Origin of the sequence: Zhihengliuella alba (genome assembly GCF_039538765.1) — a bacterium.
GTDB classification, from domain to species: Bacteria; Actinomycetota; Actinomycetes; order Actinomycetales; family Micrococcaceae; genus Zhihengliuella; species Zhihengliuella alba.
In genome coordinates this window covers 245,403-263,916 of the sequence record NZ_BAABCJ010000002.1, presented here as the reverse complement: position 1 = coordinate 263,916, position 18,514 = coordinate 245,403, and the positions used below count along the sequence as shown (strand labels likewise).

The following is an 18,514-nucleotide window of genomic DNA, read 5'->3' as shown; positions in this document are numbered from 1 at the left end:
ACCACTTGGCACACCTGCTCGGCGCGCAGAATCTGCGCATCTCCTTCGGCACGCGCACCGTCCTGGACGGCGTTACCGTCGGCGTGGACGACGGCGACCGGATCGGCATGGTCGGCCGCAACGGCGACGGCAAGTCGACGCTGATGCGCCTCCTGGCGCGCCAGCAGACTCCGGACGAGGGGCAGGTCACCCACCGCAGCGGCCTGCGCGTCGGCTACCTGAACCAGCTGGACGTGCTCGACGGCGACCTGCCCGTCGGGGAGGCGATCGTCGGCGACGCGGCCGATCACGAGTGGGCGTCCAACCCACGCGTCCGCGACGTCATGGGCGGGCTCGTCGCCGAGGTGGACTGGCACGCGCGGGTCTCCTCGCTCTCCGGCGGGCAGCGCCGCCGAGTGGCCCTGGCGAAGCTGCTCATCGGCGACCACGACATCATCATGCTCGACGAGCCCACCAACCACCTCGACGTCGAGGGCGTCGCCTGGCTCGCCCAGCACCTCCAGCAGCGCTGGCGGCCCAACCAGGGCGGCCTGCTGGTGGTCACCCACGACCGCTGGTTCCTCGACGAGGTGAGCACGCGCACCTGGGAGGTGCACGACGGCGTCGTGGACGGATTCGACGGCGGGTACGCCGCGTACGTGCTCGCCCGGGCGGAGCGGGACCGCATGGCCGCCGTCGTCGAGAACAAGCGCCAGCAGCTGGTCAAGAAGGAACTGGCGTGGCTGCGCCGCGGCGCCCCCGCGCGGACGTCCAAGCCGAAGTTCCGCATCGACGCCGCCAACGAGCTGATCTCCGATGTCCCGGAGCCGCGCGACTCGATGCAGCTGGCCAAGATGGCCACGGCCCGGCTGGGCAAGGACGTGATCGACCTGGAGGACGTGTCCCTCAGTTTCGGGAGCGACGGCGGCCGCCCCCTCTTCGACGACATCACCCTGCGCCTGGCGCCGGGGGAGCGCGTCGGGATCGTCGGCGTCAACGGCGCCGGCAAGTCCACGCTGCTGCGATTGCTGAACGGCGAGATCGAGCCGACGTCCGGCCGGATGAAGCGCGGCAAGACCGTGAAGACGGCCGTGCTGACCCAGGAGGTCCGCGAGCTCGAGGAGCTGGGGGAGCAGCGCGTGATCGAGCTGATCCAGCGCGAGCGCAACCACTTCCAGGTGGACGGCAAGGAGATCTCCGCCGGGCAGCTGGTCGAGCAGCTCGGTTTCTCCCAGCAGAAGCAGTGGACCCGGATCAAGGAGCTCTCCGGTGGCGAGCGGCGCCGGCTGCAGCTGCTGCGCCTGCTGATCGGGGAGCCCAACGTCCTGATGCTGGACGAGCCGACCAACGACCTGGACACCGACACCCTCGCCGCGATCGAGGACCTGCTGGACGGCTGGCCCGGCACCCTGGTGGTCGTCAGCCACGACCGGTACCTGCTCGAGCGCGTCACGGACTACCAGCTGGCGCTGCTCGGCGACGGGAAGATCCGCTTCCTGCCCGGCGGCGTGGAACAGTACCTGCAGCTGCGCTCGGAGGCCGAGGCGGCCGGCGGCATCGCCTCCAACACGACGACACCGGCGTCCTCCGGTGGATCGGCGGCGACGTCGTCGTACGCTGAGGCGGACAAGCGCGAGGCGCGCAAGACGCTGAACCGGCTGGACAAGCAGATGGCCAAGCTGAGCGCCTCGATCGAGGCGCTGGAGCTCCAGATGGCGAAGGCGTCCGAGGCGATGGAGTTCGAGCGGCTGACGGAGCTGACCCAGGAGGTCAACGGGCTCAAGGACCAGCGCGAAGAACTCGAGCTGGAGTGGCTCGAGGCCGCGGAGATCGCCGAGGGGTAGTCCTCGGGCGCTCCGGATCGGGTGCTCCGGGGCCGGGCGCTTCGAAGGGCGCTCCGGATCGGGCGTCGCGGATCGGGCGCCGCGGATCGGGCGCCGCGGATCGAACAGGGGGGATGGAGCGAGCGTGGCGGAGATGAGGCAGCGGATTGTCCGGCGTCGCCGGATGGTCTTCACGGCGGACAGCGTGATCGTCGACGGCGTGGCGACGCGGACCGGCGAGCAGGGCGCCTTCGGGCTGGTCACGCCCCGGCAGCCGAGCTGGGGTGCCACCGTGGACCGGCTCGACGTCGGTGCGGTGAGCCTGCTCCGGGCGTCGGTCCGTCCCGGGGCGGGCCGGTTGGAGCCGGACGACGGGGAGCGGCAGCTGGTCTTCGCCCGCGTCGACTCCGGCCGGCTCGAGGTCGTGCCGGAGACCGGGCCGGCCTTCTCCGTGCAGGGCGGGCAGATGTTCCTCTATCGCTCGACGGAGCCCTATGGGCTCCTGTGGCATGAGCACGTGGAGGTCCTGCTGGTGGGCGTCCCCCTGGAGCTCGCCGACGAGTTCGGGATCCGGCAGGAAGCCGTGGATGGTCGCCTGCGCACGGACTCGGCGCTCCGCGCCCCCGTGCTGGCGTTCCTCGAGGCCATGGCGGCCATCGACAGCGCGGTCGGACCGCTCGATGCCTACTTCCTCGAGAAACTGGTGCACGAGATGGCCGCGGCGGTCCTGCTGTCCAATCGCCGCGTCGGCGGCATCGCGGAGGAGAGCCAGCCGGGCGTCTACGATCGGGCGCTGTCCCTCATGACGGCCCTGCGCGCGGACCAGAACCTGACTCCGGAGCGGGTGGCCGGCGAGCTCAACGTCTCCCTGCGCAACCTGCAGCGCGAGTTCTCCCGGAACGGGAGCTCCGTCGCCGCGACGCTGCGCCGGCTCCGGGCCGAGCTCGCCGTCCAGCTGCTCACCGACCCCCAGTACGACGTTCTGACCATCCCTCAGGTCGCGTACTACGCGGGATTCGGGTCGGCGCCGCTGATGCGCCGCGCGCTCACGGCGCACGGTTGGGGGACGCCGGCGGAGGTGCGTCAGCGGCGGAGCGAGGGGAACGCGCTGGGGCGCACCGGGAGCAGCAGATGACGCCGCCCGCTGGTGGCGCGGGGTCGCACAGGGAAGAATCACAGCCATGACCCAGACCACGAGTGGATCGCCCGCGCACGATCGACCGGCTGATCGTGCCCGGTCCCGCGGCACCACTGGCTCCTCGCCCTCCGCCTCCGGCCGACGCGTCTCGGCTCTCGACATCGCGCGTGGCGTGGCGATCCTCGGCATGCTCTTCGCGCACGCTGCGCCCATCGGGCCGGACAGCGCCCTGCCGCTCAAGGCGCTCGCCGCGGCCGCGCAGGTCACGGCGCCGATGTTCGTCATGCTCGCCGGACTCTCGCTCGGCTTGATGACCGGCGGCGGCAGCCCGGCCGTGGACGGCCGCTGGAGTCTCCGCTGGCAGATCCTCCGCCGGGGACTGGTGCTCATCGCGCTGGGGCTGGCGCTGTGGCGGATCGACTCGGGCATCGCCGTCGTCATCGACTACATCGGCGTGGTGATCGTCCTGCTGGTGCCGGTGCTGTTCGCGCCCCGCTGGCTGCTCGCGGCGCTCGCGGCCGCGGCCCTGGTCGCCTCGCCCCTGCTGCGCGCGTGGGCCGAGCGGGAGGGCCTGATCGTTCAAGTGGCGGGCGACCCCGTGCTGGGCAAGCTCGCCTCCTGGCTGGTCCTCGGCCCGCACTACTGGGCGGCCCTGTTCCTCTTCTTCGCGCTCGCCGGTCTGATCATCGCGCGGTCGGACGTGCGCGCGGCCAGGACACCACGGCGTCTCATCCTCGCCGGGGTGGCCGCGGGTGCCGTCGGCGTCGCGGTGGCGCTGACGACGTCGTACTCCCCGCACCCGGGCTCGACCGAGCCCAGCGGGAACCTCGTGGCGCTGGGCTGCGCGGTGGGCCTCGTCGGCGTGTTGCTGTTCCTGGAGGGGCGCACGGGGGCGCGCGGCGTGCTGCGGGCGCTGGCTCCGCTCGAGTGGGCGGGACGGATGCCGCTGACGATCTATACCCTTCAAATCGTGCTCTTCGGCATCGTGCGCGGGGCCACAGGTTCCATCTCCTCGTGGCTGCTGCTCTTCGGGGCGATCCTTCTCTCGCTCGTCTTCGCCTGGGCGTGGACGCGTTGGGTCTCCCGCCAGGGACCGCTCGAGGCTGCCGTGGCCTGGGTGTCGGGCCGGCCGGTCAGCCTCGGGAGAACGGAGCGTTCGGCGTAGCAATTCGTGCAATGGTCGTCGCGCAACCCGATACAGCGAACTTTTCACGCCAGGTATGGTGCTATTTCGCGCCAAACTGGACGTTACGTGGCAGTTCCATTGGATCTTGAGGTTTGACTGGGTGCTGTTCACCACAACCGGGGGGATTGCTGGCCGAAAGGCGGCATGGGTCTCTTCCATTCCTCAACTTCAAGGAGCGACACCGCATGTCCAACGAAGAAATCACCACGTCCGGCCTCAGCCGCCGTTCCGTGACCAAGGCCGCCGCCTGGTCCATGCCCGTCATCGCAGCGGCCGTCGCCGCCCCGATGGCCTCGGCCTCGCCGGCCACCACGTTCGACGTCGCCATCAGCGGCTCCTGTGTCGGCGGTATTACTGTCGCCGGGATCAACGCTTTTGGCGATCCGACTTTCACTATCACGGCCGCATCCGGTGTCATCCCGGCAGGCACCATCTTCAACCTGTCCACCGGTTCGTTGCTGAGCCTTGGCGTGATCAGCTCCTCCGATCTCTTGGCGGCGAGCCTCCTGGACGACGGCTCCATCCAGCTGGTCACGACCGCGGATATCGCCACCAGCGTCCCGGTCTCGATTCCGGTCTCCGACGGCGTGATCAACGCTGACCTGCTCGGAAACTACACCTTGTCGTACGTCTCCGCTCCGGCTGGCTTCACGGAGTCCGGACCTGGCGCCAACTCGGACAGCGTGAACAACACCCGGGTCGGTTTGCCGCTCCTGCCGGACGTCAGCCTCTGCACCGCCTAGTTGGCTAGCGGCCCGCTCCCGCGGACCGCTCGACGGCCCCGCTTTCTCCCCGGAGGAGCGGGGCCGTCTCGCGTCCAGCCACTGGTGCACGACCACAGCTGTGTCGGGCCAATATGGCAGAATGGTTGATCGTGCCCAGCCCCGCACGGGGCGAACACGGTCCGCCCTGGTGTAATGGCAGCACGCCGGCCTTTGGAGCCGTGCAGTCTAGGTTCGAATCCTAGGGGCGGAACCACGCCGAAGGGCGCGGACGATCAACCGTTAGACTGAGGACGCTCGGCGCAGGCTGGGCTCATGCAGTCGATCGCAGGGAGTAGAACTTGAGCGTGGAAGCCACCGCACCGGCAGCCGTCATTGTCCTCGCAGCCGGGGCTGGCACTCGGATGAAGTCCGCGAAGCCGAAGATCCTGCACCAGATCGGCGGGAAGTCCATGGTCGGCCACGCCATCGCCGCCGCCCGCGGCCTCGACCCTGAGCGCCTCGTCGCCGTCGTCCGCCACGAGCGTGACCGCGTCGCCGCGCACCTGCTGGAGATCGATCCCAGCCTCGTCATCGCCGACCAGGACGAGATCCCGGGCACCGGCCGCGCCGTGCAGGTCGGTCTGGAAGCGCTCCCCGAGGATCTCGAGGGCACCGTCGTCGTCACCTACGGCGACGTCCCGCTCCTCACCGGGGAGCTCCTCGCCGAGCTGGTCGCCGAGCACAACGCCGGCGGCAACGCCGCGACCGTCCTCTCCGCCCGCCTCGAGGATCCGACGGGCTACGGGCGCATCGTCCGCGACACCGACGGCTCCGTCGCGGGGATCGTCGAGCACAAGGACGCCAGCGACGAGCAGCGCGCCATCGACGAGGTCAACTCCGGCATCTACGCGTTCGACGCCGCCGTCCTCCGTTCCGCGCTCAAGCAGGTCACCACGGAGAACGCCCAGGGCGAGATGTACCTGACGGACGTCCTCTCCATCGCCAGGAACGACGGCGGCCGCGTCGCCGCCGTCGTCACCGAGGACCCCTGGCAGGTCGAGGGCGCCAACGACCGCGTGCAGCTCGCCGCGCTCGGCAAGGAGCTCAACCGCCGCACGCTCACCCAGTGGATGCGAGCCGGCGTCACGATCGTCGATCCCGAGTCCACGTGGATCGACGTCCAGGTCGCCCTGAGCAACGACGTCACCATCAAGCCGGGAACACAGCTCCACGGCCACACGGCCATCGGCACCGACGCGGTCGTCGGCCCGGACACCACGCTCACCAACGTGCAGGTCGGCCCGGGTGCCACCGTCACACGCACGGACGCCACGGACTCGGTCATCGGCGCCAACGCCAAGGTCGGCCCCTTCGCCTACCTCCGTCCCAAGACGGATCTGGGCGAGGACGGCAAGATCGGCGCCTTCTACGAGACCAAGAACGCCCGCATCGGCAAGGGCTCCAAGCTGAGCCACCTGGGCTACTCCGGCGACTCCGTCATCGGCGAGTACACCAACATCGGCTGCGGCAACATCACCGCCAACTACGACGGCGAGAAGAAGCACCAGACCGTCATCGGCTCGCACGTGCGCACCTCGTCGAACACCGTCTTCATCGCACCCGTCAGCGTCGGCGACGGCGCCTACACCGGCGCCGGGGCCATCGTCCGCAAGGACGTCCCCGCCGGCGCGCTCGCACTGTCCGTGGCGCCGCAGCGCAACACCGAGGGCTGGACCGAGGCCAAGCGCCCGGGCTCCGACTCGGCGCGCGCCGCCGCCCAGGCCAGCGGTCAGCCCGCGAGCAATTCCTAGAACCCCCTCTCTAGCCCCGCCCCGTTTCAAGGAAGAGGATCGATGAGCGAACTCCGCCGCACAGAAGACAAGAAGATGGTGGTGGCCACCGGCCGGGCCCATCCTGAACTCGCGGAGGAAGTCGCGAAGCACTTGGGCATCGACCTGCTGCCCATGAGCGCCTACGACTTCGCGAACGGTGAGATCTACGTCCGCTCCGGGGAGTCGGTCCGCGGCAAGGACGTGTTCCTCATGCAGTCGCACCCGGCGCCGCTGAACAACTGGCTGATGGAGCAGTTGATCATGATCGACTCGATGAAGCGCGCCTCGGCCCGCCGCATCACCGTGGTCGCCCCGTTCTACCCGTATGCGCGGCAGGACAAGAAGGGCCGCGGCCGCGAGCCGATCTCGGCCCGCCTGGTCGCCGACCTCTACCGGACCGCCGGTGCGGACCGCGTCATCAGCGTCGACCTGCACACCGCGCAGATCCAGGGCTTCTTCGACGGCCCCGTCGACCACCTGGTGGCCATTCCGCTCCTCGCCGACTACATCCGCGGCCGGGTGGGCTCGGACAGCGTCACCGTGGTCTCCCCGGACACCGGACGTGTGCGCGTCGCCGAGCAGTGGGCCGAGCGCCTCGGTGGCGTTCCCCTCGCCTTCGTCCACAAGACGCGCGATCTGACCGTCCCGAACCAGGCGCTGTCCAAGACCGTGGTCGGCGACATCAAGGGCCGCACCTGCGTCCTGATCGACGACATGATCGACACCGGCGGAACCATCTCCGGCGCCGTGCGTGTCCTCAAGGACGCCGGTGCCAAGGACGTCATCATCGCGGCCACCCACGCCGTCTTCTCCGAGCCCGCGTCCCAGCGGCTCGCCGAGTCGGGCGCCCGGGAGATCGTCGTCACCAACACGCTGCCGATCCCGAGCTCGAAGCGCTTCGAGCAGCTGACCGTCCTCTCGATCGCGCCGCTGCTGGCCCGCGCGATCAAGGAGGTCTTCGAGGACGGCTCGATCACCAGCCTGTTCGACGGCGTCACCCACTGACGCACCACGCCGCCCTGGGCTGACGGAGGGCCCGGACGGGACGCTCACCGAGCGTCCTCGTCCGGGCCTTTCCGCGTCCGGGGCGCTCCTGTGTCCGCCGGCCTCGCTAACGGACGGCGTCGCTAATGGACGGCGTCGCTGGAGGCCGGGACCCGCTCGGCCAGCCCGGCGTCCGCCAGCCGGTCGAGGAACTGCTCGACGTCGGTCTCAATCTCCGCGGGCTCGACGCCGAACTCGGCCGCCGTCGTGCAGGCAATCTCGGTGGCGGTGGCACCCTCGCCGGGGGCCGCACCGAGGGCGTCCCAGATCGCCGACGCCGACCCCGTGAGCACGAGCGGCTGGGGTGCCTCGCTCGGCGGCCGCCCGGCCATGTCGAACAGGGGCAGGAGCGCGTGCCGGTCCTCCGTCTCCGAGCGCACCTCGGCGACCTCGCTCGCCCGGCGGTAGCGGACCGGGGCGGATCCCCGGGCCGTGCTGCCGGCCTGTCCCTCGCCGTGGGGCCGTTCGGGTGCAGTGGGAGTCATGCAGCGATTGTAGTGCGGAGGGCCGGTGGAGGGGCCGCGGCCCCGGTGCCTGCACGGGCTGGTAGGATGGGCTGCGAATGCCCAGGCGAGGGAACGGCCCGATGGCCGATTCCGTGATCGACGAGGCTAGCGACACCACACGTGTGTCCCTAGATTTCTCGGCCGGCCTACGCACTGACGTGGCCGGCCGTTCTGCTGATCGGCACCCGGGCGTGCACGACGCATCGAAGATGGAGAAACCATGACTGATCAGTTCAAGCTCCCGGTAGAGCTCCGCACCGAGTTCGGCAAGGGCTACGCCCGCCGCGCCCGTGCCAACGGCCAGGTCCCCGCGGTCATCTACGGCCACGGCACCGACCCGATCCACGTGCTGCTCCCGGCCCAGGAGGCCTCGCTGGCCCTCCGCCACTCCAACGCCCTCCTCGACCTCCAGGTCGAGGGCAAGTCGCAGCTGGCCCTGGCCAAGGACATCCAGCGCGAGGCCATCCGCGGCTTCCTGGTCCACGTGGACCTGCTGGTCGTCAACCGCGGCGAGAAGGTCACCGTGGACGTCAACGTCCACACCGAGGGCGAGACCGCGCCGGGCAGCATGCTCGAGCAGGAGCTCTTCACCGTGTCCGTCGAGGCCGACGCCACGCAGCTGCCCGAGTACGTGACCCTGGACGTCCAGGGCAAGGAGGTCGGCGACCTGCTGCACGCCTCGGACCTGGTCCTCCCGGCCGGCACCACGCTGCTGACCGAGCCGGACGCCGTGGTCGCCACCGTGCACGCCCCGCGCGGCGCCGACACCCCGGCCGAGGCCGCGTCCGAGGGCTCCGCCGAGTCCGCCGAGTAATCTCGGACTCCATGTCCCAGGACATCTGGCTTGTAGCCGGGCTCGGAAACCCCGGGCCCGGCTACACGCATCATCGGCACAATATCGGCCAGAAGGTCGTGGATGAGCTGGCCGTGCGCCTCGGCGCCAACTTCAAGGCCCACAAGGCCCGCGCCCAGGTCGCCGAGGGGCGCCTCGGCATCGGCGGGCCCCGGCTGGTCCTCGCCAAGCCCCTGACCTACATGAACCTCAGCGGAGGACCGGTCTCCGCCCTCGCCAAGTTCTACTCCGTCGACCCCGCGCACGTCATCGCCGTCCACGACGAGATCGACGTGGACTTCGGCCGCGTGCGGGTCAAGGTCGGCGGCAGCGAGAACGGCCACAACGGCCTGCGCGACATCTCCAAGGCGATCTCCACGAAGGCCTACCCCCGCGTCCGGGTCGGCGTCGGCCGGCCCCCGGGGCGCATGGAGGCGGCAGCCTACGTGCTCCGCGACTTCTCCACCACCGAGAAGAAGGAACTGCCGTTCCTGATCGACGACGCCGCCGACGCCGTCGAGCTCCTCGTCACCCGCGGCCTCGAGGCCGCCCAGGAGCGCTTCGCCGGCTGACCCGCAGACCGCGCGGCATAGGTAAGGCAGTGCTGGGGTGTGCACGGCACGTCGAAGTGGGATGATTCGGATACAGACACGTAGCGAAATTGCGGCCCGGCACTGTTCGAGCCGCACGCGAGAAAAGGACTTCGCGTGGAATCTACTCCGAGCCCAACCGTCGCCACACCGGAGACCGGCCTGACCCCCGCCGAGGTCGGCCGGCTCCGCGCCGATTTCCCACTGCTGACGCAGACTCCTGGTCTCGTGTACCTCGACTCGGGCGCCACGAGCCAGAAGCCGCGCTGCGTCTTCGAGGCCGAGCAGCACTACTACGAGCGGGCCAACGCAGCCGTGCACCGCGGCGCCCACTCGCTCGCCGTCGAGGCGACGGACCAGTACGAGGCGGCTCGCACCGCCGTCGCACGCTTCATCGGCGCGGACGACGACGAACTCGTGTGGACGTCCAACGCCACCGAGGCGCTGAACCTCATCGCCTACGCCTGCTCCAACGCGAGCGCCGGCCGCGGCGGCGAGGCGGCCGAGCGCTTCCGGCTGGGGCCGGGCGACGAGATCGTCGTGACCGAGCAGGAGCATCACGCCAACCTGATCCCGTGGCAGGAGCTCGCGTTCCGCACCGGCGCCACCCTGACCTACATCCCGGTGACGACCGACGGCGCGCTGCAGGTGGACCGGCTTGAGGACGTCGTCACGGAGCGCACCCGCATCCTCGCCTTCACACACGTCTCCAATGTGCTCGGCACCATCACGGACGTCGCAGCGTTCGTGGCGCGGGCCAGGGCCGTCGGCGCGCTCACCGTCCTCGACGGGTGCCAGTCCGTCCCGCATCTGCCCGTGGACGTGAAGGCGCTCGACGTCGACTTCATGGCGTTCTCGGGGCACAAGATGCTGGGCCCCACGGGCATCGGCGCGCTCTACGGGCGGCGCGAGCTGCTCAACGCCATGCCCCCGTTCCTCACCGGCGGCTCCATGATCACCACGGTCACCATGGAGCGCGCCGAGTTCCTGCCGGCACCGAATCGCTTCGAGGCCGGTACGCAGCGCATCGCGCAGACCATCGGGCTCGCCGCCGCGGTCGGCTACCTCGACGAGGTCGGCATGGACCGCGTCGCCGCCTGGGAGGAGCACCTCGGTGCCCGCATGGCCGCGGGCCTGGCCGGGATCGACGGCGTCCGGCTCATCGGACCGGCGGGCGTGGAGCGGATCGGGACCGCCACCTTCGCGGTGGAGGGCGTCCACCCGCACGACGTCGGGCAGTTCCTGGACAGTCGCGGTGTCGCCGTACGCGTGGGCCATCACTGCGCCCAGCCGCTGCACCGGACGCTCGGGGTCACGGCCACCACCCGCGCCAGCACCTATCTGTACAACACCGAGGACGACGTCGACGCGCTGCTCAGCGCCGTCGCCGACGTCCGTGGCTTCTTTGGAGTGACACCGTGAGCGGGCTCGAACAGCTCTACCAGCAGATCATCCTGGACCATGCCAAGCGCCGCGTCGGCGAGCCGCTGGCGGACCCGCAGGGCGGGCACCCGGCCGGGGAGTCGCACCAGCACAACCCGATCTGCGGCGACGAGATCCGGCTGCGCGTGGAGCTGGACGGCACCACGGACCAGAGCATCATCGAGCGCATCAGCTGGGAGGGCAACGGCTGCTCCATTTCCATGGCGGCCGCGTCGGTGCTCAGCGAGATGGCCGCGGGGACCACGCGCGGCGAGCTCCTGGAGCTGATCGACGAGTTCCGCGAGATGATGCGCTCCCGCGGCACCACGGAACCGGACGAGGAACGGCTCGGCGACGGCGCCGCGTTCGCCGGGGTCTCCAAGTTCCCGGCGCGCGTCAAATGCGCCATGCTCTCCTGGGTCGCGGCGGAGAACGCCCTGCTCGACGCAGCGAAGGCCTAGGCGTGGCCGGGGAGGAGCCGCAGGGCCGGGTCGCGGAGGACGCCGGGTCCCCGGCCGACGGCGGGGCGCGCCGCCCGCGCCGTCCCTGGCCGTTCTGGCTGAGCTTCATCGTGAACCTGCTGGTCGCCCTCGTGGTGGTGGCCCTCGTGCAGGCCTTCGTGGTGAAGGTCTTCACCGTTCCCAGCGGTTCCATGGAACCGACGCTGAACGTCGGGGACCGCATCGTCGCCAACCGGATCCCGTACCCGGAGACGACTCCGGAGCGCGGCGACGTCGTCGTCTTCAGCGCCGACGGCGCGTGGGAGCCCCAGCTGCCCGAGCCCGGTCCGCTCCTGCGGGCGGCGCAGTGGTTCGGCGACCTGACGGGCATCGGCCCCTCGAGCGAGTACTACCTGGTCAAGCGGGTCGTCGGCGTGCCCGGGGACACCGTGGAGTGCTGCGACGACGACGGCCGGCTCCTCGTCAACGGAGAGCCGCAGGAGGAGCCGTACCGCGGCAACACCTACCCGTTCGAGCCGGATGTCCTCGACTGCGCCACCGAGAACCGCTCGCAACGCTGCTTCGGACCCATCACCGTGGGCGAGGGCGAGCTACTGGTGATGGGCGATCACCGCAGCAACTCCGCGGACTCCGTCATCGGGTGCCGCTCGGCGCTCCCGCCGGAGGAGGGCGATGACGCAGCGCGTCAGGACTGCTTCCGGCCGGTGGAGACGGACGATGTGGTCGGCAAGGTGGTGCTGAAGCTGATCCCGTGGGGCAGAGACGGGCTCTGAGCGCGCCCTCTGAGCGACGCTTCTGAGCGCCGCCTCGGAATTCCACCTCTGAGGTCCGCCCCGGAGTCGGGAGGGCGGCGTCAGAGCGAGGTGGGCCCGGGAGGGATCAGCTGCGCACGAGGACGCCGTGCTCCACCAGCGTCTCGAGCTGCTCGTCGAGCAACCGTGCCCCGTCGGGGTGCTCGCCGACGGCCGCGACGACGCCGGCCAGGAGCTCCTCCGGCGTGCGGGGCTCGGCGGTCAGTTCCCAGAGGAGCGGCCCGAGCCCGCGGAGGACCACCAGTTTCTCGTCGATGAGCACGGACAGGCTGTGGCCCAGGGCATCGTCGATGGCGATCGCGTCGTCGGCGCGCTGGCGCCGGTAGCGCCGCAGCCCGTCAGCCGCCCCGCCTCCCGAGTCGCCGCCCGCCGCCGGAGCGACGCCGGAGTGCCCTGCGGCCGGGACGTCCGGTCCCAGGGGCAGCGGTGCCCACTCGCGTGCGGGCCCGCCCGGGCGGCCCTCCTCCTGGGAACCCTCGTGCCCGTCCTGGGACCCCTCGTGCTGGGACCCCTCGTGCTGGGCATCCCCGGGCTGCAGGTGCGCGGCGCGGCCGGTCCCGGCGTCCGGTCCGGCAGCGGAGAGCAGCCGGCGCACGAGGGGCACCAGCGTCTCGGACTCCGCATACGTCAGGCGCAGCGCCCCGCCGCAGGCATCCAGAAGCTCCGCCAGGCGGCACAGCCCGCGGGGCAGATGCGAGAGGGACGAGGTCTGGGGCGCCAGATACTCCAGTGCCTCGGAGAGCGGCATCCGCGTCGCGGTGGGGGACTGCGGAGCCGACTCCCGGCGGTCGAGTACGGCGACGCGACGCAGGACCGGAGCCTCCGGGGCCGGCAGCAGGCCGAGCTCGTCCGGCCCGGCCTGGCGCTTGGGCCGCCGGCCGGAGGGCGGCAGCAGCGACAACGGCTTGGGGAACGGGACGATCCCGCCGTCTTCCCGCACCACCACTGTCTCATCGGTGAGGTAGCCGAAGTGCCGGCCGAGGACCCGGGTGGCGGTCGTCTTGCCGACTCCGCTGGCCGCGACGAGCGCGATCGTCGCCCCCGACTCGGGGAGCGCCAGGGCGGCCCCGTGGAGCATCACGGCCTCGCCCCGCCCGGAGGCGATGGCCGCCCCCGTGGCCGTGTAGACCAGACGCTCGTGGAAGCCCTCCCAGTCGTGCCCGGGGTGCTTCACGAGGCCGTCCTCGGCGTGCCCGGAGTCGAGCACGGGGGAGTCGAGCACCCCCGAGTCGAGCACGGGGCGGCAGCGGCTCCAGGCCGTCTCCAGGGTGCGGGACTCGGCCTCGTCGAGTCCGGCCGCAGCGAAGGTCCCCGCGGCGGCGCGGGCGCGGAAGCGCCAGGCGTCGGGCCGCCCGGGGACGGATGAGTCAGACACGTGCCGGTCCGTCAGGCGCGGCCGTCGAGCCAGGCCTGGGCCTCCTTGGCCTGCAGGTTGAGGGCCTTGCCGAGGAACGGCTCGGCAGCGGAGGCGATCTTGCCGCCGAGGAACGGCACGCTGGACTTCACCTCGCCGGAGAGCTCGACGACGGTCTCCCCGCCGCGTGCGACCAGGCGCTGGACGGCCTTCACGTCCACGGGGGCGCCCGCGACGTCGATCGCGATGTCCACGGTGCGGCTGCCGTCGGCGGCGGGCACGGACCAGTTCTCCCGCTGCGTGACGGTCATGGTGGCGCCGACGAACTTGCGGGCCAGGTCCGGCAGGCGATCGGTGGGCACGGCGCGGACGGCGGTCAGCGTGAAGGCGCCCGAGGCCGGGCCGGTGACGTCGAAGTCCGTCAGTGTGCCGCCGGCCTTGGTGCTGACGTGCTGGACGAACTCGCGGTCGGCGAAGACCTCGGCGATCCGCTCGGCCGGGTAGGGCAGGGTGGTGGTGGCGCTCAGGGCCATGGGGGTGCTCCTTCTTCGGTGACGTCCGTCTCCGGCCTACTCTATGCGAGCCGGTGCTCAGGCCGATGGCACCGCGCGCCCCGGCACGGTGCGCCGCCGACGGGGTAATCTTGTACAGCTCCCGGTATTCCCGTCCTCGGTGGATCCCGGGTCTTCGTGTTGCCCTCCCCACGGACTTCCGAAAGGGAAAACCATGGCACTCTCCGGCCTGCGCGCTGCGCTCTCCGAAGACCGCACCTTCGCTCAGATCCGGACGTACGCGTCCAAGCCGTACGAGGCGCGCAGCCGGGATCTGGCGGTCTCCGGGCCCGCGGGTCTCCGGGCTCCGCTCGTCGCCGAGGTCCTCGACGGCCTCGCCTCCGCCGGAGCGGAGGGCCGCGACGCCGTCGTGCTGGCCGTGACCGCCACCGGCCGCGAGGCCGAGGACCTGACCGCTGGCCTGGCCGCCTACCTGCCCGCCGAGTCGGTGGCCCTGTTCCCCAGCTGGGAGACCCTCCCGCACGAGCGGCTGTCCCCGCGCTCGGACACCGTGGGCCAGCGGCTCGCCGTCCTCCGCCGGCTGCGCCACCCGGACGGCCGGCTGAAGGTCGTGGTGGCGCCCATCCGCGCGGTGGTGCAGCCGCTGGTCGACGGTCTCGGCGACCTCGCCCCGGTGCACCTGCGGGTCGGCGAGGAGCGGGACTTCGAGGACGTGGTCCGCGAACTCGCCGATGCCGCGTACGCGCGGGTGGACATGGTGACCCACCGGGGCGAGTTCGCCGTCCGCGGCGGCATCCTGGACGTCTTCCCGCCCACGGAGGACCACCCGCTGCGCATCGAGTTCTTCGGCGACGAGGTGGACCAGATGCGCTGGTTCTCGATCGCGGACCAGCGCTCCCTGGCGGCCAGCGACGGCGAGGTGCCCACCGAGCTGTACGCCCCGCCGTGCCGCGAGCTGCTGATCACCCCGGCCGTGCAGTCGCGGGCCGCGAAGCTGAAGTCGGCCATGCCGGCCGCGGCGGACATGCTCGAGAAGATCGCCGGCGGCATCGCCGTCGAGGGCATGGAGTCCCTGGCGCCGCTGCTCGTGGACCGGATGGTCCCCTTCGTGGGCCAGCTCCCGGAGCACTCGATCGCCGTGATCATGGAGCCGGAGCGGGTGCGCTCCCGGTCCAACGACCTGGTGGAGACGAACCAGGAGTTCCTCGCCGCCGCATGGTCCACCGCGTCCGACGGCGGCGCCGCGCCGGTCGACCTGGCCCAGGCCGACGGCGTGGCCGAGTCGCTGGACGCCGGCAACTTCCGCACCCTCGGGGACACACTGCTGGACGCCGCCGAGCACCGGGTCTCCTGGTGGTCCCTGACGTCGCTGACGCAGGACGAGGACACCCTGCCCGACGTCGACACGCTCGCCCTCGACGCGCGCGAGCCGCGCGGCTACCGCGGCGACGTCGCCGAGATGCTCGAGTTCATCGGCTCGCGCGTCCGGGACGAGTGGCGGCTCGTGGTCGCCACCGACGGGCCGGGCCCCGCGCAGCGCATCGCCGAGCTCCTGCACGACGCCGGGATCCCCTGCCACCGCGTCGGGTCGCTGGAGGAGCCTCCGACGCCGGGGCTGATCGAGATCACCACGGCGGTCGCCGGCCGCGGGTTCGTCTTCGACGGGCTCAAGCTCGGCCTGCTGACCGAAGCCGACCTGCTCGGCCGGTCCAGCGCCTACGCCCCCGGCAAGACCGGGCGGAAGCTCGCTTCCAAGCGCCGCAACGCTGTGGACCCCCTGCAGCTGACCGAGGGCGACCTGGTGGTGCACGAGCAGCACGGCATCGGCCGGTTCGTCGAGCTGATCCAGCGCAAGGTCGGCGGCGGCAAGGACGCCGCCATGCGCGAGTACCTGGTCCTGGAGTACGCGCCGTCCAAGCGCGGCGCGCCGGGGGACCGGCTGTTCGTCCCCATGGACCAGCTGGACCAGGTCACCCGCTACGTCGGCGGGGACGCGCCCGCACTGTCCAAGATGGGCGGCTCCGACTGGGCGAGCACCAAGTCCAAGGCCAAGAAGGCCGTCAAGGAGATCGCCGGGCAGCTGATCCGGCTCTACTCGGCGCGCATGGCCAGCCGCGGGCACGCCTTCGCCCGGGACACCCCCTGGCAGCACGAGCTGGAGGAGGCGTTCCCGTACGTGGAGACCCCGGACCAGCTGACCACCATCAACGAGGTCAAGGCCGACATGGAGAAGGACATCCCCATGGACCGGCTGGTCTCCGGCGACGTGGGATTCGGCAAGACGGAGGTCGCGGTCCGCGCCGCCTTCAAGGCCGTCCAGGACGGCAAGCAGGTCGCCGTCCTGGTGCCCACCACGCTGCTGGCCCGCCAGCACAGCGAGACGTTCTCCGAGCGGTTCGCCGGGTTCCCCGTGCGCGTGGCGGCGCTCTCGCGCTTCCAGACCGCCAAGGAGGCCAAGGAGATCCTGGCCGGCATGGAGGACGGGAGCATCGACGTCGTCGTCGGTACGCACCGCCTGCTCAGCAAGGGCATCGAGTTCAAGGACCTCGGCCTGGTGATCGTGGACGAGGAGCAGCGCTTCGGCGTCGAGCACAAGGAGGCGCTCAAGACGCTGCGCACCAACGTGGACGTGCTGTCCATGTCCGCCACGCCGATCCCGCGCACGCTCGAGATGAGCCTGACCGGGATCCGCGAGACCTCGACCCTGGCGACCGCCCCGGAGGAGCGCCACCCCGTCCTGACCTACGTGGGCGCCTACACGGACAAGCAGGTCACCGCCGCGATCCGGCGCGAGCTGATGCGCGACGGGCAGGTCTTCTTCGTCCACAACCGCGTCTCCTCGATCGACCGGATCGCCGCGCAGCTGCGCGAGCTGGTGCCGGAGGCGCGGGTGGAGGTCGCGCACGGCAAGATGAGCGAGGCCCAGCTGGAGCGGATCATGGTGGACTTCTGGGAGCGGAAGTTCGACGTGCTCGTGTCCACGACGATCATCGAGACCGGCCTGGACATCTCCAATGCGAACACGCTGATCGTCGACCGGGCCGACGCGTACGGCCTGAGCCAGCTGCACCAGCTCCGCGGCCGGGTCGGGCGCGGCCGCGAGCGGGCCTACGCGTACTTCCTCTGGAACGCGGAGAAGCCGCTCGGCGAGGTCGCGCTCGAGCGGCTCAAGGCCGTCGCCGCCCACAACGAGCTCGGCGCCGGATTCCAGCTCGCGATGAAGGACCTCGAGATCCGCGGCGCCGGCAACCTCCTCGGCGGCGAACAGTCGGGCCACATCGCCGGCGTCGGCTTCGACCTCTACCTGCGGCTCGTCGGCGAGGCCGTCGCGGACTTCCGCGGCGACGCGGAGGAGAAGCCCACCGAGATGAAGATCGAGCTGCCGATCAACGCGCACCTGCCGCACGACTACGTGCCGGGCGAGCGTCTGCGGCTCGAGGCCTACCGGAAGCTCGCGGCCGCGAGCGACAACGGCGCGATCGACGAGGTGGTCGAGGAGCTCCAGGACCGCTACGGCGACCTGCCGGAGCCCGCACGGCTGCTGGTCGACGTGGCACGGTTCCGGGTGCGCGCGCGGGCAGCCGGTCTGACCGACGTGGCGCTGCAGGGGAACTTCGTGAAGTTCGCGCCGGCCGAGCTGCCCGAGTCACGGCAGCTCCGGCTCGAGCGCATGTACAAGGGGGCCCAGGTCAAGCCCGCGCTGAACAACGCCATCCTCGTCCCGAAGCCGCGCACCAGCCCCGTCGGCGGCCGGGACTATGCCGACCAGGAGATGCTCGAGTGGGTCAACGGCGTGGTGCGGGCCCTCTTCGAGGAGTAGGCCCGGCGGGGGAGCGGGAGTCGGTCAGTCCTCGACCGTCTCGACGCCGTCCCGGCCGCCCCACTCGGCGAGGAACTCCTCGCGGCTCAGCGAGTCCAGGTCCCGGCGGACCAGAGCCAGCAGGCTCTCGGCCTCGTCGATGCTGTTGCCCGTGATCCGCAGGATCTCGGCGTCGTTGTCGATCCGGCGCACGACGACGGTCGCGCCCAGGGCGTCGGAGCCGTCGCCGCCCAGCACGGCGTCGGCCAGTCCGGCGACCCAGCGGCCGGCGGCCCTGAAGGGGCCGTCGTTGGCCCGCTCGTACGAGGCGTCGTAGTCCTCCGACGCGTGGTGCTGCTCCGCGGCGTGGCGACCGTGCGCGGGACGCTCCTCGTCGAACGTGCTGTGCTCTCCGGACGTTGCTGACGATGTCACGGTGTTCCCCTTCCTCGTGAGGCCAAGACTTCCGGGCCTGCCCCCAGTGTAGGGCCGCGGCCCCGGCCGCGGCGATGGGAGCCGG

General features: G+C 71.3%; 16 protein-coding genes and 1 tRNA gene. 13 read left to right on the top strand and 4 right to left on the bottom strand.

Going from position 1 to position 18,514, the window contains the following annotated elements; translation table 11 throughout:
• The first annotated feature begins 5 nt into the window (after window positions 1–5).
• The 7 genes from ABD784_RS06925 (at window position 6) to ABD784_RS06895 (ending at window position 7,667) form a co-directional block, all read left to right on the top strand.
• The gene (locus tag ABD784_RS06925; protein ID WP_344881969.1) at window positions 6–1,823 is read left to right on the top strand and encodes an ABC-F family ATP-binding cassette domain-containing protein; all 1,818 of its coding nucleotides are present in this window, start codon (window positions 6–8) and stop codon (window positions 1,821–1,823) included.
• A gap of 133 nt (window positions 1,824–1,956) precedes the next feature.
• The gene (locus tag ABD784_RS06920; protein WP_344881966.1) at window positions 1,957–2,937 is read left to right on the top strand and encodes an AraC family transcriptional regulator; all 981 of its coding nucleotides are present in this window, start codon (window positions 1,957–1,959) and stop codon (window positions 2,935–2,937) included.
• A 46-nt stretch (window positions 2,938–2,983) separates the two neighbouring features.
• Entirely contained in the window at window positions 2,984–4,105 is a 1,122-nt protein-coding gene (locus ABD784_RS06915) for an acyltransferase family protein (protein ID WP_344881962.1), read from the top strand.
• 206 nt (window positions 4,106–4,311) lie between these two features.
• Window positions 4,312–4,869: a hypothetical protein gene (locus tag ABD784_RS06910; RefSeq protein ID WP_344881959.1), complete on the top strand. Its 558-nt coding sequence runs from the start codon at window positions 4,312–4,314 to the stop codon at window positions 4,867–4,869.
• Between the two features lie 160 nt (window positions 4,870–5,029).
• Window positions 5,030–5,104: transfer RNA gene (locus tag ABD784_RS06905), tRNA-Gln, on the top strand.
• An 85-nt stretch (window positions 5,105–5,189) separates the two neighbouring features.
• Window positions 5,190–6,641 carry a bifunctional UDP-N-acetylglucosamine diphosphorylase/glucosamine-1-phosphate N-acetyltransferase GlmU gene (gene glmU, locus ABD784_RS06900; RefSeq protein ID WP_344881956.1) on the top strand — a complete coding sequence of 484 codons (1,452 nt, stop codon included), beginning with the start codon at window positions 5,190–5,192 and terminating at the stop codon, window positions 6,639–6,641.
• 42 nt (window positions 6,642–6,683) lie between these two features.
• Window positions 6,684–7,667 (top strand): ribose-phosphate diphosphokinase, encoded by a 984-nt coding sequence (locus tag ABD784_RS06895; protein WP_344881953.1) that lies wholly within the window; start codon window positions 6,684–6,686, stop codon window positions 7,665–7,667.
• Between the two features lie 122 nt (window positions 7,668–7,789).
• Here ABD784_RS06895 and ABD784_RS06890 read toward each other — a convergent pair whose 3' ends face one another.
• Window positions 7,790–8,191 (bottom strand): PqqD family protein, encoded by a 402-nt coding sequence (locus ABD784_RS06890; RefSeq protein WP_344881950.1) that lies wholly within the window; start codon window positions 8,189–8,191, stop codon window positions 7,790–7,792.
• Window positions 8,192–8,432: 241 nt separating this feature from the next.
• Here ABD784_RS06890 and ABD784_RS06885 point away from each other — a divergent pair, with 241 nt between their 5' ends.
• The 5 genes from ABD784_RS06885 (at window position 8,433) to lepB (ending at window position 12,290) form a co-directional block, all read left to right on the top strand.
• Complete coding sequence (locus ABD784_RS06885; RefSeq protein ID WP_344881947.1) at window positions 8,433–9,026, top strand: 50S ribosomal protein L25/general stress protein Ctc; 594 nt, start codon at window positions 8,433–8,435, stop codon at window positions 9,024–9,026.
• Between the two features lie 11 nt (window positions 9,027–9,037).
• Window positions 9,038–9,616, top strand: coding sequence for an aminoacyl-tRNA hydrolase (gene pth / locus ABD784_RS06880; RefSeq protein ID WP_344881944.1), 579 nt, complete (start codon window positions 9,038–9,040; stop codon window positions 9,614–9,616).
• A 135-nt stretch (window positions 9,617–9,751) separates the two neighbouring features.
• Window positions 9,752–11,056: an aminotransferase class V-fold PLP-dependent enzyme gene (locus tag ABD784_RS06875; RefSeq protein WP_344881941.1), complete on the top strand. Its 1,305-nt coding sequence runs from the start codon at window positions 9,752–9,754 to the stop codon at window positions 11,054–11,056.
• Window positions 11,053–11,517, top strand: coding sequence for a Fe-S cluster assembly sulfur transfer protein SufU (gene sufU / locus ABD784_RS06870; RefSeq protein WP_344881938.1), 465 nt, complete (start codon window positions 11,053–11,055; stop codon window positions 11,515–11,517). Before ABD784_RS06875 ends, sufU begins: the two co-directional genes overlap by 4 nt.
• Before the next feature lie 2 nt (window positions 11,518–11,519).
• The gene (gene lepB / locus ABD784_RS06865) at window positions 11,520–12,290 is read left to right on the top strand and encodes a signal peptidase I (RefSeq protein ID WP_344881935.1); all 771 of its coding nucleotides are present in this window, start codon (window positions 11,520–11,522) and stop codon (window positions 12,288–12,290) included.
• 106 nt (window positions 12,291–12,396) lie between these two features.
• Here the strand turns inward: lepB and ABD784_RS06860 are convergent, their stop codons facing one another.
• Both ABD784_RS06860 and ABD784_RS06855 read right to left on the bottom strand, forming a co-directional pair.
• Entirely contained in the window at window positions 12,397–13,704 is a 1,308-nt protein-coding gene (locus ABD784_RS06860; RefSeq protein WP_344881932.1) for a hypothetical protein, read from the bottom strand.
• An 11-nt stretch (window positions 13,705–13,715) separates the two neighbouring features.
• Window positions 13,716–14,216, bottom strand: coding sequence for a DUF2505 domain-containing protein (locus ABD784_RS06855; protein ID WP_344881929.1), 501 nt, complete (start codon window positions 14,214–14,216; stop codon window positions 13,716–13,718).
• A gap of 193 nt (window positions 14,217–14,409) precedes the next feature.
• Between ABD784_RS06855 and mfd the strand changes: the two genes are divergently transcribed.
• Window positions 14,410–18,015, top strand: coding sequence for a transcription-repair coupling factor (gene mfd, locus ABD784_RS06850; protein ID WP_344881926.1), 3,606 nt, complete (start codon window positions 14,410–14,412; stop codon window positions 18,013–18,015).
• Between the two features lie 24 nt (window positions 18,016–18,039).
• Here mfd and ABD784_RS06845 read toward each other — a convergent pair whose 3' ends face one another.
• Window positions 18,040–18,429: a hypothetical protein gene (locus ABD784_RS06845; RefSeq protein WP_344881923.1), complete on the bottom strand. Its 390-nt coding sequence runs from the start codon at window positions 18,427–18,429 to the stop codon at window positions 18,040–18,042.
• Window positions 18,430–18,514 lie beyond the last annotated feature (85 nt).